General features: G+C 43.5%; 13 protein-coding genes. 9 read left to right on the plus strand and 4 right to left on the minus strand.

What is annotated here, in order from left to right; genetic code table 11:
* The first annotated feature begins 15 nt into the window (after positions 1 to 15).
* Positions 16 to 597 carry a superoxide dismutase [Fe] gene (gene sodB, locus H7708_RS12345; RefSeq protein WP_223671169.1) on the plus strand — a complete coding sequence of 194 codons (582 nt, stop codon included), beginning with the start codon at positions 16 to 18 and terminating at the stop codon, positions 595 to 597.
* Positions 598 to 650: 53 nt separating this feature from the next.
* Here the strand turns inward: sodB and H7708_RS12350 are convergent, their stop codons facing one another.
* Positions 651 to 1,088, minus strand: a complete 438-nt coding sequence (locus H7708_RS12350) for a potassium channel family protein (protein WP_223671170.1) — start codon at positions 1,086 to 1,088, stop codon at positions 651 to 653.
* Between the two features lie 113 nt (positions 1,089 to 1,201).
* A complete protein-coding gene (locus H7708_RS12355; protein ID WP_223671171.1) occupies positions 1,202 to 3,367 on the minus strand; it encodes a TonB-dependent receptor in 2,166 nt (721 codons plus the stop codon).
* Positions 3,368 to 3,561: 194 nt separating this feature from the next.
* Between H7708_RS12355 and H7708_RS12360 the strand changes: the two genes are divergently transcribed.
* From H7708_RS12360 to H7708_RS12370, 3 genes are read left to right on the plus strand one after another with little or no spacing between them, the layout of a single operon-like run.
* Positions 3,562 to 4,905: a DUF2157 domain-containing protein gene (locus H7708_RS12360; RefSeq protein ID WP_223671172.1), complete on the plus strand. Its 1,344-nt coding sequence runs from the start codon at positions 3,562 to 3,564 to the stop codon at positions 4,903 to 4,905.
* Positions 4,902 to 5,468: a GDYXXLXY domain-containing protein gene (locus tag H7708_RS12365; protein WP_223671173.1), complete on the plus strand. Its 567-nt coding sequence runs from the start codon at positions 4,902 to 4,904 to the stop codon at positions 5,466 to 5,468. Before H7708_RS12360 ends, H7708_RS12365 begins: the two co-directional genes overlap by 4 nt.
* Positions 5,469 to 5,478: 10 nt before the next feature.
* Positions 5,479 to 5,997 (plus strand): hypothetical protein, encoded by a 519-nt coding sequence (locus H7708_RS12370; RefSeq protein WP_223671174.1) that lies wholly within the window; start codon positions 5,479 to 5,481, stop codon positions 5,995 to 5,997.
* A 10-nt stretch (positions 5,998 to 6,007) separates the two neighbouring features.
* Here the strand turns inward: H7708_RS12370 and H7708_RS12375 are convergent, their stop codons facing one another.
* Positions 6,008 to 6,802, minus strand: a complete 795-nt coding sequence (locus H7708_RS12375; protein WP_223671175.1) for a dioxygenase family protein — start codon at positions 6,800 to 6,802, stop codon at positions 6,008 to 6,010.
* A 61-nt stretch (positions 6,803 to 6,863) separates the two neighbouring features.
* A complete protein-coding gene (locus tag H7708_RS12380) occupies positions 6,864 to 7,310 on the minus strand; it encodes a DoxX family protein (RefSeq protein ID WP_223671176.1) in 447 nt (148 codons plus the stop codon).
* A gap of 114 nt (positions 7,311 to 7,424) precedes the next feature.
* On the opposite strand from H7708_RS12380, the gene H7708_RS12385 reads away from it, so the two are divergent.
* The 5 genes from H7708_RS12385 to H7708_RS12405 all read left to right on the plus strand — a co-directional run bounded on the left by H7708_RS12385 (position 7,425) and on the right by H7708_RS12405 (position 14,101).
* The gene (locus H7708_RS12385) at positions 7,425 to 8,330 is read left to right on the plus strand and encodes a LysR family transcriptional regulator (RefSeq protein ID WP_223671177.1); all 906 of its coding nucleotides are present in this window, start codon (positions 7,425 to 7,427) and stop codon (positions 8,328 to 8,330) included.
* Between the two features lie 306 nt (positions 8,331 to 8,636).
* On the plus strand, positions 8,637 to 8,960 hold the full coding sequence (locus H7708_RS12390) for a hypothetical protein (RefSeq protein WP_223671178.1): 324 nt from the start codon (positions 8,637 to 8,639) through the stop codon (positions 8,958 to 8,960).
* A gap of 729 nt (positions 8,961 to 9,689) precedes the next feature.
* Complete coding sequence (locus H7708_RS12395; protein ID WP_223671179.1) at positions 9,690 to 10,412, plus strand: peptidoglycan-binding domain-containing protein; 723 nt, start codon at positions 9,690 to 9,692, stop codon at positions 10,410 to 10,412.
* 33 nt (positions 10,413 to 10,445) lie between these two features.
* Positions 10,446 to 12,116 carry a hypothetical protein gene (locus H7708_RS12400; protein WP_223671180.1) on the plus strand — a complete coding sequence of 557 codons (1,671 nt, stop codon included), beginning with the start codon at positions 10,446 to 10,448 and terminating at the stop codon, positions 12,114 to 12,116.
* 92 nt (positions 12,117 to 12,208) lie between these two features.
* The gene (locus H7708_RS12405) at positions 12,209 to 14,101 is read left to right on the plus strand and encodes a hypothetical protein (RefSeq protein WP_223671181.1); all 1,893 of its coding nucleotides are present in this window, start codon (positions 12,209 to 12,211) and stop codon (positions 14,099 to 14,101) included.
* The last annotated feature ends 4 nt before the right edge of the window (positions 14,102 to 14,105 follow it).

Here is a 14,105-nt window from a genome sequence, read left to right on the forward strand (position 1 = left end):
AATCAGGAGATAATCATGGCAATTGAATTACCTGCATTACCTTATGAGCGTGATGCTTTAGCACCGCACATCTCAGAAGAAACGATCAATTATCACTACGGTAAGCACCACAACGCTTACGTGACAAACTTGAATAAGATGATTGAAGGTACTGACTTTGAAGGTAAAGAACTTGAAGATATTATTCGTACTTCAGAAGGCGGTGTGTTCAACAATGCTGCACAAGTTTGGAACCACACTTTCTACTGGAACAGCCTAAGCCCGAACGGTGGTGGTGAGCCATCGGGTGCACTTGCTGACGCGATTAACTCGGCGTTTGGTTCTTTCGCAGACTTCAAAGAAAAATTCACAGCAAGCGCTGCGGGTAACTTTGGTTCAGGTTGGACTTGGTTAGTGAAAAATGCTTCTGGCGCACTTGAAATTGTGAACACAAGCAACGCTGATACACCAATCACTGATGCTGGCGTTACTCCTTTATTGACAGTTGACGTTTGGGAACACGCTTACTACGTTGACTATCGTAACGCTCGCCCAGAGTATTTGAAAAACTTCTGGGAACTAGTGAACTGGGACTTTGCGGCGAAAAACTTCGGCTAATAGTTCTATCTCTGGTACAAGAGATTAAAGCTCAGCATTTGCTGGGCTTTTTTTTAATCGATATTTTTCCAGTGTTTCTGCATTTCCAGATAAAGAAAGGATGCACTCCAGGCGATAAACACTAACCCTATCAGAGCTTCGGTTCCTGCCATAAACTGAATCGGTCCTTCCGGCACAATATCACCATAGCCTAAACTGGTGTAGGTAGCGAAAGAAAAGTACAGGCAGTTAAAAAAGCCGGTAATGAGGTTACCTTGTGCATCGACCAGTTGATTTAAGCCGTCTAAGTCGGTAATTAAGTAATAACCGACTCCAAACAACCATATTTCCACAGTGTGGGCTAAGATAGCCATTAAAACACTCATGGTGACACGGTAGCGCCCGGGGATTTTAAGCCATTTATTAACTTTAGACAGGCGGTATAGCATTTCATAGTGAATTAAGACGCACAGAGAAATAATTACCGTTGAGGCAAAGAATATAAACCACATCCCAGCTTCCTTTATCATTGATATGTCTTGATTGTAGCGAAACTGGCTGGCTTATGCAGAGAGTTTTAAAAAAAAGCGCTAAACCATGATTAGTTTAGCGCTTTAGGACTAGTTTAGTAGGTTGCTGTCCAATTCAGAGTATAAGTACGACCACGTCCCTGGAAGTTAAACAGATACTCTGGACCATAAGCAGGGGAGTAGAATGCCGTAGCACGTTGCCCCCAAACCGTAGAGTATTGTTTATTTAATAGGTTGGTAATACCTAAGCTGAACTTGCCTACATTGGTTTGAGCGTTGAGCGTCAAATCAAGGGTAGTATAACCATCAATTTCACGATCGGTAGCGTCGTCAGCATCGAATGCATGATTAGCCTGAAGGTGAGCCGAGTAATCGTAATTCGTCCAGCCGAGGAAAGCTGTCGCGGAAGACAGTGAGGCATAACGGACATCACGTTTCTGCCAGTCACCATCAGCGTCTTCCTGTTCAGAACGCACCCAGTGTAGTGTTGCGCCAGACTGGAAGCCATGCTCAAAGTAACGCGTTACTGCACCTTCGAATCCAAAGTCGCGAGTTTTATTATCGACGACGACCACGTTTAAGTTCGAGTCGTTAACTACCGCTTTATCCGACCAGGCGTAATAAATGGACGTTTGCGCCTGCCAGTTTTCGCCCATGAAGCGCCAGCCGAATTCCCCCTGATCAGTTTCAACGGCACTTAGCGGGTTGTCGTTAACATTAACGGCTGGGCTCTTACCGTAATATTTCGCTGGATCCGGTAATTCGAAGCCCTGGCTGAAACGGAACCAGGTCTGGTGTTGGCCGAAGTCATACAGCACGCTGGCGTTAAATAAGGTGGCGTCATAATCGTTACTACCACCAGGAATTAAAACGCTCACGCGTTGCCCGAACTGATCATAGCTGAACTTTTCAAAGTCCTCGACATCAACATCCATGCGTTGTTGACGTACTCCGGCAGAAAGTTTCCAGTTGTCGGTCAATGTCCAGTCTGCTTGCACGAAACCAGATAAACCATCAACACCATAACTTGGGTAGCGTGGCTCTAGACGTGATTCGTTCTGTATCAGGCCGCCGGTGGCATCGGTGGTTTCCAGATCAAAGAACATTTGATCGGCATCAAAGTCTTCACTGTCATGATCGAGGCCATAGGTCAGGTGTGTTGATTCACTTACTGCTGTATCGAATAGTGCTTTTAATCCGCTTAGCTGTGTGTTCTGTTTCGATGTGCCAAACTCGATGGCATAACGTCCTTGCATTGGCATGATACGTGGGCGAGGGAAGGCACTAAAACTTGATTCTTCATTCCGATGGAAGGCTTGCAGATAAAAGTCCTGACCCAATAGATCGCCATGATGATATTGTACATTCAGCATTTCGCGATCGGTTGCTGGGGCGCGGTCTGAACGGAAGCCGTCACGGATCTCCGCACCCTGTAAACTTCCTACGGGTACGGCATTAATATTAGGGAAGTATAAGCCGCGCTCACCAGTATAATTCGAGCGGTATATTTGTGCGCCCAGTTCCAGAGTTTGCTCTTCTGTTAGCTTGATGTCGACGGAGCCAAGAATATCAACGGTGCGGTTGTCCTGTAGATCGGTTTGGGTGATGTCGGGAAATATTTCATCGCCGTTACCATCGTAAAAACGACCATTTTCTTCATAGGCCAGTCCCAAATAAGCCTGTACGTCATCGTTGCCATCGCTGATCGAGTGTTTAAAGCGTTTACTCTTGTCGTCGCCGCTATTGAATCCGCTGGAAGCACCGAGCTGGGTCGTGAATTCAACACCGCCGGTAGAGCCTTTTTTGGTGATGATATTGATAATTCCGCCAGTTGCGCCGCCTCCGTACAAGCTGCTGGCTCCTGACATCACTTCGATACGTTCAACGTTAAACGGATCGATTGAGTCAAATTGACGCGACAGTCCGCGAGAGTTATTCAGTGATACACCGTTGATCAGTACCTGAACACTGCGGCCACGTAAGTTTTGCCCATAATTGGTGCGCCCCTGAGGTGCCAGATCCAGACCTGGAACCAGCTTACCCAGCATGGTCTTTAAATCAGCTCCTGTCTCAAGTTGCTGCTCAATAGCATTTCGGTCGACAACCCATACCGAACCTGGGATGTCGCTGATTTTAGTTGGTGTTCGCGAGCCGACGACCACTACAGTGTCATCAATCTCGATCTGATTTTGCTGAGCCTGTAAGCCAAGCGAAACGCTGCTGGCGATTACTGCAATGCTAAAGCCAATTGATGTTTTCATTGTTGTTACCTGTTAATCCATTCAGAATTTCAGGCGCATGATACTCCTATTAAAATATAAAGTAAATAAGATTGATTCGCATTTAGATTTGTTTGTTAAATAGAACATATAGCTGGTATAACTGGTGATAAATCAGTGATATATGAACTTTTTGCAAGATAGTGTATAGTTGATTGCAAATTACAGGAGGTTCAATGGGCGCTAATCTAAATCAAAAAAGGATATCTAAGCAGCAATTTCAATGGCTGCAGGACGAAGCCAGTTGTTGGAAAGACGAAGGAATCATAGACTCTCAAACCCAACAACAGCTCATGGAGCGTTATCAGGTCGAAGGGGTTACAGCAGCTGAGCAACGATACAGCTGGAGCAATGTTCTACTCATTTCTTTAGGAGCTTTACTGATCGGTGGCGGTATTATTCTGTTGCTGGCCCATAACTGGGAAGATTTTGGTAAGGCGACACGTACAGTCCTATCATTTTTGCCTTTAGTACTGGCGCAAGCTTTATGCTGGTATGGCCTGCAATATAAACCCAAATCATTGGCGCTACGCGAATCTGGCGGGGTGCTATTGTTCTTTGCCATTGGTGCCAGTATTTCCCTGATTAGCCAGACCTATCACATCTATGGCGACCTGGAGCGCTTTCTGGTCGTCTGGTTATTACTCGGTTTGCCTATTGTTTATCTTCTACGTTCAGCTACAACCTTGATACTCATTAGTGCTGTAATATTATGGTTATGTGCTTTAGAGCGCGAACCCTATTGGCTATTCTACGCCGTGTTGGCGCCACATCTGTATCAGCTGTACCGCGAACAAAGCCGAATACTGTTGCCCTGGTCTCTGTGGTTTACTTGTATTGGTTTACTGATTTCTATTGTTTACGGTAGTGCTTACTATGCATCGCCACTCGATCACTGGAGTATTTATATTACTCTGGCATTAGGCTGTACTTTCTACGCGCTAGGTTACTGGTGTCTGGGTTTTAATTGTCAAAAGTTCTGGGTTAATGCTCCGGTCAGTCTCGGCGTCATCCTGATTGGTTTTGTCAGCTTAATGTTTACCTGGTATGGCAGAACCTTACCTTCCGATCTGTGGCAGGTTGAGTCACCGATGACGTTCAATGAATATATGATTCTTGGCTTCTTTGTGCTGTGTATCTTAACGGTTATTTTGTTTGTTGTTCGTCATGCCAGCCAGTTGAGTGCCCCAAATTGGATAGCCTTATCCAGTTTTGTCTTTGTCATACTCGGTATTATCGGCTTCTATTTTAATACTGGTGAACATATTTTCGTTGTCCTGTCGAATCTCTATATTCTTATTGGGTCCGTGTTGTTGATGTTCCAGGGCATACAAAAGACTCGTCTCATGTTACTCAATGGTGGGCTGGTCTGGTTTAGCTTTCTGGTCTTGTTCCGTTATTTTGATAGCGACATTCCGTTCGTGGCAAAAGGGATCATCTTTATTGCGGTGGGTGCGGCCTTTATCGCAACCAATATTTGGTTTCAGAAAAAGCAACTAGCTAAGGAGAGCCAGGTATGAAGTTGACTAAACCACTTGTTTTAATACTGTTTATCATTCAGTTGGCAGTGCCCGCTTATATGATTTATGAGCAGCGCACGGTCCTGTCAGAAGGTGTCGTTTATAAATTCAAAACCAGGCCCATCGATCCGCTGGACCCCTTTCGCGGGCACTATGTAACATTACGATTTGAAGCCAATACGGATCCAATTGCGACTTCTGAATACCTCAGAAAAGGAGATTGGGTTTATGCTGTGCTGAGCGAAGACAAAGATGGCTTCGCACAAATTAGCCAACTTGTTTTGGAAGAGCCGCAAAATAAAGATTTTATCAAGGCTGAAGTCAGTTGGGGCAGCCTGGACCGTGGTTATTATGTGCGGCTACCATTTAATCGCTACTATGCGTCGGAAGATACGGCACCACAGATTGAAAAGGCAGTATGGCGACGCCAGCGAGACGAAGTTGACAATGTTTATGCTGAGGTGAGTGTTTTAGAAGGAAAAGCAACGCTGAAAAAACTTTATGTTAATGAACTGGCTATCAGGGATTATCTTGAGCAAGAAGTGAAAAATAACAACAAATAGGAAGTAGTTAATGAGTTTTAATAAGACGGTTTATAAAACATCTTCTACCAATTACAACATCAATGGTAAAAGTTACGACAACTATGAGGATATACCTGAAGAAGAGAAAGCGCTGATAGAAGATCTGTTATCACAGGATCTTTTTTCCGACGAAGCAAGCAGGACTGAAAACTATAGTTTTAATGGAAAAGAGTACAGTAGTTTTGATGAGCTGCCGGAAGAGGCCAAAAATGTCTTTAACTCCATGAAAGACATGAGAGCAGGGAGGTTTGATAACGTTATTGAGCATGACAAGGTAACCTCTCATGTAACCCATGACCTGCATCAAGGTACCGTGAGTGAGCAAAATATCAACCCACAACCAAGTGCTCATGAAGCTGGTCAGCCACCGCAATATCATGGCACCTATCATGCTAACCAGGCGCCTCGTCAGTCTGCCGTGCAAAAGCGGAACAAAAATGGTCAATGGTTATCTATCGTGGCTATCCTGGTATTGATTGGTTTCGTGGTCTGGAGCGCTTTTAAGTAAATTCAATAGGTTAACCAAATTGATAGGCATCCAGACTTAGAACCTGGTGATCCATAGCCTGATGAATCCGCTTGATTGGCTCATCCATTTCGGTAGCGCCAAGCGTAACAAATAAGGGATACAGATGCTCGGCCGTTGGATGGTTAAAATTCGCGTGCGGAGCTAACTGTTTGTAGTTGAGTAAATTGTCATGCTGACCCAAGGATAATTGTTGCGCAATCCATTCACTGAAGGCCTCTGCTTTAGCGCCATAGCTTGAATCTGATGATGCCGTAAAGAAGGCTCGTAAGTTGTGTGTAATTCCGCCTGAACCGATTAGTAAAACCCCTTGCTGTCTTAGATGTTTCAGTTCTTGACCCAGACGATAGTGATAGTGCGTACCTCGTGTACTGTCGATGGACATTTGAATGACAGGGATATCGGCTTCGGGATAAAGCCACATTAGGGGTATCCAGGCGCCATGGTCTAAACCTCTCTTGAGATTAAGACTTACATTAAGTTCATCTCTCAGCAAAGTGTCTGCGATTTGTTGAGATAGTATCGGCGCACCATGAGCAGGGTATTGCAGCTGGTAGAGTTCTTCCGCAAAACCATAGAAGTCATGAATGGTTTCTAAGCTGTTGCTGCTGGTGATCTGCACGGAATCCGCTAAATCAAAATGTGCAGAGAGGACAATAATCGCCCTGGGCTTATTCAAATTGTCACCAAGTGACTGGAAAAATTGCGTGGTGGAATTATTTTCAACCGCTAACATCGGTGAGCCATGAGATAAAAACAGCGCTGGCATGGTTAGTGGGTAAGTCATGGGCTTTAACCTGTCGTTTGCATTGCAGTTTCCGCTGGCGAGTTGCCAGCGGATAACCAGATTATTGCTGTGTGAATTTTTTAGCTATGGTTTTATCGATAGATAGTTGACCAGCACCTGATACTGCCAATGAGACTGATGTTGCTAATAGCATCAAGGCAAACTCATAGCCATTGTTACTGACGAATAGTCCATTACCGATGTGGACGGTCATGGCCACCAGCATGGTAAAGGCGGTAATGACCGCTGCTGGACGAGTTAAAAGTCCGACAAATAGTGCTAAGCCACCAAAAAATTCAGCGCTACCGGCGAGTAAAGCCATTAAGTAACCTGGCTCGAAGCCTACGCTGGCCATCCACTGTCCTGTACCTTCTAAGCCATAGCCGCCGAACCAGCCAAATAACTTTTGTGAACCGTGGGCCATCAAGATGATACCAAGCGGTAGGCGGATAAACAGTGGTGCCCAGCTGTTTGAGGCTGGAATCAGTTTATTCATTAAGTTGCTCATGTGAACTCTCCTAAATCGGTTAATACTAAGTTGTGTTGATGGTGATACTTTACGCTTTAATATTTTGTTGATAAATGGTAGTTTTGTTGAATTATTATCAATGATTTGTTGATTATGAATAAGCTCAATTTGATGAAAGCCTTTATTACGGTTGTGGATGAAGGTTCCTTTACTGCTGCTGCGGAAAAGTTGGAAACTTCACCCCAGCTCGTCAGCAAATATGTTTCTGCACTGGAAAAAGAGCTGAGTTTACGATTGTTGCAGAGAACGACACGGACAGTTGCTGTAACGGAAGTGGGGAGAGCTTACTACGATCGTTCGAGGCAAATCTTGTGGGATATAGAAGAGCTGGAGCAATCCATGCAGGAAGAAGATAGAAGACCTGGCGGCTTATTAAGAATTAGTGCACCAATGTCTTTTGCGACACTGCATTTAGGCCAAGCTTTAGCTGATTTCCAAAACGAATATAGTGATGTTCAGATTGACCTGCAGCTGAATGATCGTAAAGTCGATATCGTAGAAGAAGGCTTTGATTTAGCCTTACGGGTCGGTCGTTTAAGCAGTTCTTCATTGATCGCAAAAAAAATTGCCCCAATACGGCTCGTGACTTGCGCGTCGCCTGACTATTTAAAACAGTACGGTACTCCTGCCACACCGGATGAGTTAGCGCAGCATCGTTACCTTCATTACAGTTATCGGGACAGCTCAGAGCCATTAATCGGTGGCATGCAAAAGGCATTCCCATCACTAAAAGAGCAGCGGCATATTGTTGCCAATAATGGTGAGGTCCTGGCGAAAGCAGCAGTCGCTGGGGCCGGCATTGTAGTCCAGCCGACCTTTATCGTTGGATCAGCTATTGCACAAGGCAAGCTGTCTATTATTCTGCCGGATTATGAGCCCGAGCCTCTTGGGCTGTACGCGCTTTATGCTCACCGCCGCTACTTATCAAGCAAAGTCCGTAGCTTTATTGACTTCCTAAGCGAGTATTTTGGGGAGCCGCCTTACTGGGATAGCCTGTAACGGATTGTATCGGCTTGTAGCGTTTTGTATCGAAAAGGCTTGAGTTAGGCTGAGAAAAGGGATAGTCTAAAAGCTGTATATAAAATGCACAATAACCAAGGTGAACAATATTAAGTCAATTGGACTGACGTTTTATATAGCTGACCACCATGTCTTGAAGGTAACCCTTCGCCAAGGCATCGGTTCCTTTTGTTCCAACAATTGTCCTCGAATTTCTTTCCTACACTATAAAAGTTCTTTATTCCAGCCTCCGGATGGGCACTGTGATCTTCTTCCCAGAATGACTCAGAACAGCAAGGAGTGTGTATGTTCATTAAAGGATTTATAGCGTTGATACTGGTATCCGTAGTTAGCTCAGTCTACTCACAAAGTCTGGATGTCAATGTAACAATCAAATTACCGCAAGAGCACCAGAGTGTTCGCCTCTATAATTTTGAATCAAGTCAGTACGATAGCGTAACGTCACCAAGCACTTTGACCAGAGAGCAATGCTTGAAATATTTGCCTGATATGAATGGTCAGGCAGTACGATTACTGGATGTGTTCATCGCTAAGGGAAAGTCTCCCTATCGCGCCTTAACGCTGGTTCACTTTAAGATTCGTCACGCCATCAGTCAGCAAAACAGTTAACCCCAGTTGGCGGCAAGTCAGAAAAACGGTAGCGATATAGGTCGCTGCGACAGCTTGTTGTTTCAACAAAGACTCCTTAGGCAGTATTATAAACATTAGCCGTAGTAACGACATGGCATTTAGCCGGTCTGATTGAATGTTGGCGTTTTGTTTCCCGCCGTTATCATTGAAAAGAATAGTGAGTGAGCTTTGAATGGTCTGTCCATGGCCTAGACGCATACGATATGGCTGCGGTGTGAAGTAAGTATCCTCTGCTGTAATTGTAAGCAATCTCTTAATCTATTACCTGAGACTCGCTCTTTGCTGGAGAAGCTGCCCGGTTCTTCGACTGGCTACTTTAAATGAGACATATGCTCGGTATCCGTGGGGCCTGTGAGATTTTCAACGAACCCTCTATGAAGAGACGCTCTAAAGCCAAAGGCCTTGTTAATGTTTGTTTCAATAGAAGTTTTTACATAGTTATCACTATTAGTCTTAATTAAAAGCACATTGCTATACCTCTGCTCCTGAATTCTTTCATAACATAAGCGGATGCATTGAGCCTTTTAAAATACAAAATCTTGCCTTATCGTAACCCTTGCTAACCACACCTTTAAGAGGGTTGTTTCTTAAAACCTGATAGTTAATATGAAGGGTGTGAACAGGAAGTTCAATTTACGCAAGGAGCAAAGTATGTATATCCAATCTGATCATTCTGATTTAAGAAGCTTTATCAGAGAAGAAGTCAACATGGAAAGAGTTACGCGGGAAGGAAGCCGTGGTAACGCCGTTAAGCGAGTACAGGAATGGCTCTGTTATCATAACCTGCAAGTGGTCATTGATGGCATCTTTGGTTTCGTAACGCAGGATGCCGTGATGAATTTCCAATTTTTTAATGGCCTGGAACCAAACGGAGTCGTCGATACGCAGACCTATCAAGCATTAGTTAAACCGATGACTGCTGTCCTCAAAAATCCAATCAATCATTCAATGCCTTTTAATGAAGCTGTAGCTGAATTTGCTCGGTTACATTTGAGTGTTCATCCAAGAGAATTTGGTGGTGATAATCGAGGCCCTTGGGTTCGATTATATTTGGATGGACATGATGGCGATAAGTTTTATTGGTGTGCAGGTTTCGTTCGCTTTTGTATGCGACAGGCTGCAGAAGCTCTCAATATTTCAATGCCTATGAAAACCTCTGGTTCGTGCGATTACATGGCAGCCCAGGGTGAAAACGAAGGATTTTTTGTTTCAGAAGGTGATGTAACTCACCGAGACATTCCTACGGGTTCAATGTTTCTTGTGCGCAAAACAGATAATGACTGGACACATGTTGGTTTGGTTATCAAAGCTGAGGAAAGCGTATTTAGAACGATCGAAGGGAATACCAATGATGACGGGAGTAGTAATGGTTACGAAGTTTGTGAGCGTAGCCGTGGCTACAGCGATAAAGATTTCATCATATTTAATTAATACTAAAGATACTTCAAGGAAAGGAGAAAGGTTATGCCAAAGCTAGCTAAAAATGAAATTGAAAATTTGACCGCAGCGGATATGCGGGATTTTATGTACGGTGAAATTCAATCAATGATTGAAGGTAATGCACCCGAAAATGCAACGTTTCACTATTTTATGCCACCGATACCATTCGGACCTGAGCTGGCTGCATTTATGGATATTGGTCCAAATGCACAGGAATGGAAAGATAAAGGATTCACCAATAATGACTTGATGCGTTCAGCAGTGAACTTTGCATCAATCGTGGACTATGTTCCTGAAATCAGTAAAGACGAGAAAGGTGAAATCATTGATATCAACACTCTTATTGCCAGTGGTCAGAAAATATCCAATGCCTATGAGTCCATATTGAGTAATTGTAGAGTGGTTAATAACGCTCGCTCAGATGAGGACAAAGAAAAATTGAAGAAGCTTCGTGCTTTACTTTATAAGGAACCTGCAGAGGAAGAAAAGCCTGAACCTGTTGAAGACAGCGGAGATGATTTGGACGACCTTCTGGGTGACTCATCTTCTTCTGAAGACTTGTCTGATGAAGACCTGTTATCAGGTTTGGGTGGAGAAGATGCGAGCCTTGATGACATCTTTGCAGATGGCGCCTCAACAGAAGATATTGTTGCTGATCCCAATAGTATTTCAGAGCCTACAACGGCAATGAAGCTTTACGATGCACTGGCGCTGAAGTACGACACGGTGGTACTTAATGCATTAGATGAACTGAAGAAAATCAGCCCCAATGATCCTAACGCAGGACTCCGTAAGAAGATATTGAAGAGAAAAATCCGAGCAGCAAAACAGCGTTGGGAAGCGCAAGGTAAGAAAACCTTAGTTGAAAGTATCATTGCCCGAATTGAGCAATTATCTCAGGGTGGCATGCCGGAGTATTTAGCAGAGCTTCGAGAGCGATTTGAGGGCAACCAAATTCTGGCTTCACTCTTTGCAGATGAAGAGCTGGGTTCATCCTTAATTTCTGAGTCGGCTTATTATACTGCATTACGTCCAAATGGAATTTTAAACGCAAAAGGGATGATGAGGGTTCGTATCCACTCTAGTAGTATGCAGAGCGAACGCAAGTTCAAACACTCGAAAACATCAGCCAGTGTTAAAGTGCCTTTCAGCTTCGGAGCTGCGGGAGCTAGCGGTTCAGCAGAAAATACAAAACGAAATTCGGAGTTCTTTTCTGATGAATTCGAAATTAGCTTTGAAATTGTTCAGGGGTTAATTGACCGTCCATGGTTCGCCAAAGATTTTATTGAGTCCAGAGCCTATACTACAGTTGATCCTCGAACGGATCAGCCGCTCGATCCAGTGGCCCAGATCACTAAACTTTCTGATGGCAAAATACCGCCAGAAGAAGGTCTGTTAAAAGCTATCCCAATGACGGTTTACTTTATTAAGGATTTAACCGTTCGCTCTAAGGCTCTGGCTAGAATGTCAGAAAGTGAAATTAACAAAATGTCAGGAAAAGCAGGGGTATCAATTTTTGGTTTTGGTGCAAATGCGAAGCATGAAAATACAACGGTGAATACCAGTTACTCTCGTGCTGGAACCATGGGTGAAATTCGCGCAGATGGTATTTACTTAGTTGGTATGTCAAGCATTTACCTTAAAAACTCTCCAAACCCTGACTTTGATTCTTTCCCTGAAGATCAGTGGATCTAGGAGGGAACATGAGTGACTTTACTGAGTTATCAGGAGCTGGAATAAAAGTTATCAGAGCCGCCTTTGCGGTGGCTCTGTCTGAGTTAGAAGAATTGGATATCGCTCAGAAAAGTTTAATGGATAGGGGCTCTGCCCCTAATTCAGAGCTGTTATCGTTCTTAGATTATAGTCCAATGGGCTATCCAATGGGGGACGAGCTTATTCCGCTCGCAGAAATGTTTTCTGGCAAGGAAACTGAGAATGCTGATGCGGATGATGAAGAGCCAAAGATTACTAATCTTGATATACAGTTGGATGATGCTAAGGCTCATTTGCATGATAAGCTGCTTAATGTATCTCCCGAACTGGGCTCTAGAGTGTCACTCTCAAATGATTATCCAATACTTAATAGAGTCTATGAGACGTTTTTAAGGCACTCTGAGTTTGCAGGTAAAGTACAGGCAGACTCGGAACAACTGACCCAGGCGGAAAATTTTTTATTCCCAAAAAATGAGCAGGGTATCCCTGAAGAAAGCGATGTTTATAAGCGCTATGTCGATTACTCTGAGCAATGTTTCGAGCTTGAATTAAAAATAGCTGAAGCTACAAGTTCTGGCACCAGTTCAGTTGCTGAGTTATTAAAGCAAAAGTTAAGTCGCGTTCAGGCCGAGTGGGTTACTTTAGGTCAGAAGCATCAAGTAGAAGATGCTCTTGAGATTTTAAGAACAGCAGATGCAAAAGCTGGTTATGAAGATGAACGTAATGGATTTATCGAACTGTTAGAGTCTCGTCTGCGAACTCGACTTGGCTCTAGTGAGAATTATGCAGCCGTTACCATTTCTCCATTAAAACCCTTACTGGAGCCTGAAGAAAATGGCCTTTGGCAGCGTTTGACGTTAACCGCGGAGGATATTAAAAGCCACCTTACCCCTGATATTTGTGAGCTTTTTGGTGTAGATGATGAAGAACTTAGTTATGTTATGAAGTGCTTTAAATCTGCATCTATGGAGTACTTAAGAGTCTTCTTATCGCGTGAATGGTTGAGTAAAGACTTCCTCAATGCTCGTTATTGGAGAAACTCAACATCCACTTTATCTGATGGTAAAGGTGAGGGTGAGATACCAACGGCCATTTCCAGTGCATTTTTCATTAAGTCTGCTGAATTAGATCTTAGCCAAGGTGTTGATATTGACGAAGTTGGAAGTATCCGATCTCATGATAAGAAAAGGGTTATGGTTTTTAATACCGTAAAAACGCCGCTGATGCATGCCTTAATTCAAAATGATAAAAAAGAAGTAACCGGTTCTAAAAAGAAAAAACTCATTGACACCCAGGCACTTAAAAAACTGCAAAGCGTTAAGGTCCTGCAGTCGAGAGAGAAAAGAAAACTAAAAACAGCTAAAAGGATAAAACTTTCTCCAAGGTTGCTTCAGACCCAGTTTAAGCCTGCTATAACCAATAGAAAGTTACAGAAGAAAAAAAAGAAAGCGAGAGTGAAGTCAACCATGATTAACAGGGTTCATGGATTAAAGCTGCAACCAAGAATGATTCTGCATACCATTAAGAACCCTAAAAAGGTTAAAAGGCTCAATGTTACCGGGAGGGTTGAGCACAATGGTTTCGTTAGTGCAGGTGACTTAAACCTGAGTTATACCTTGCTGGACAAAAATGAAAACGAGCTGGATACTAAAAATATTAAATTAACGACACAGGGCGAGCATTTACGTTTTAAACTTAAAGTGACTAATAATCAGCACCCTGATGGTGCGAAGGGTTCATTGGCTGATTCTGTCAAAATTACGCTGCAGAACCTTGACGGTGATGAATTAATGACTAAATCGTTTGAATTTAGAGTGAAAAACAAAAAGGTCAGTGTGTCATGGAGCGCCAGTCAAGGGTCAATTGAAATGGCTCTTTCCAGTGATGTCACACCTACTTTGTTTGCATATGGCTTAGAAGTATTGCCTAAGTCACCAAATCCTGACGGATCGCTGTTTAAAAACTGAGAAG

The sequence above is a fragment of the Kangiella shandongensis genome (assembly GCF_020005365.1).
Lineage (GTDB): Bacteria > Pseudomonadota > Gammaproteobacteria > Enterobacterales > Kangiellaceae > Kangiella > Kangiella shandongensis.

Excerpts from the sequence above, each read along its gene's own strand:
- H7708_RS12360 (WP_223671172.1), top strand. The coding sequence starts at position 3,562 with ATGGGCGCTAATCTAAATCAAAAAAGGATATCTAAGCAGCAATTTCAA.
- H7708_RS12390 (WP_223671178.1), top strand. The coding sequence starts at position 8,637 with ATGTTCATTAAAGGATTTATAGCGTTGATACTGGTATCCGTAGTTAGC.
- H7708_RS12395 (WP_223671179.1), top strand. The coding sequence starts at position 9,690 with ATGGAAAGAGTTACGCGGGAAGGAAGCCGTGGTAACGCCGTTAAGCGA.
- sodB (WP_223671169.1), top strand. The coding sequence starts at position 16 with ATGGCAATTGAATTACCTGCATTACCTTATGAGCGTGATGCTTTAGCA.
- H7708_RS12380 (WP_223671176.1), bottom strand. The coding sequence starts at position 7,310 with ATGAGCAACTTAATGAATAAACTGATTCCAGCCTCAAACAGCTGGGCA.
- H7708_RS12365 (WP_223671173.1), top strand. The coding sequence starts at position 4,902 with ATGAAGTTGACTAAACCACTTGTTTTAATACTGTTTATCATTCAGTTG.
- H7708_RS12370 (WP_223671174.1), top strand. The coding sequence starts at position 5,479 with ATGAGTTTTAATAAGACGGTTTATAAAACATCTTCTACCAATTACAAC.
- H7708_RS12400 (WP_223671180.1), top strand. The coding sequence starts at position 10,446 with ATGCCAAAGCTAGCTAAAAATGAAATTGAAAATTTGACCGCAGCGGAT.
- H7708_RS12355 (WP_223671171.1), bottom strand. The coding sequence starts at position 3,367 with ATGAAAACATCAATTGGCTTTAGCATTGCAGTAATCGCCAGCAGCGTT.
- H7708_RS12385 (WP_223671177.1), top strand. The coding sequence starts at position 7,425 with ATGAATAAGCTCAATTTGATGAAAGCCTTTATTACGGTTGTGGATGAA.
- H7708_RS12350 (WP_223671170.1), bottom strand. The coding sequence starts at position 1,088 with ATGTGGTTTATATTCTTTGCCTCAACGGTAATTATTTCTCTGTGCGTC.
- H7708_RS12375 (WP_223671175.1), bottom strand. The coding sequence starts at position 6,802 with ATGACTTACCCACTAACCATGCCAGCGCTGTTTTTATCTCATGGCTCA.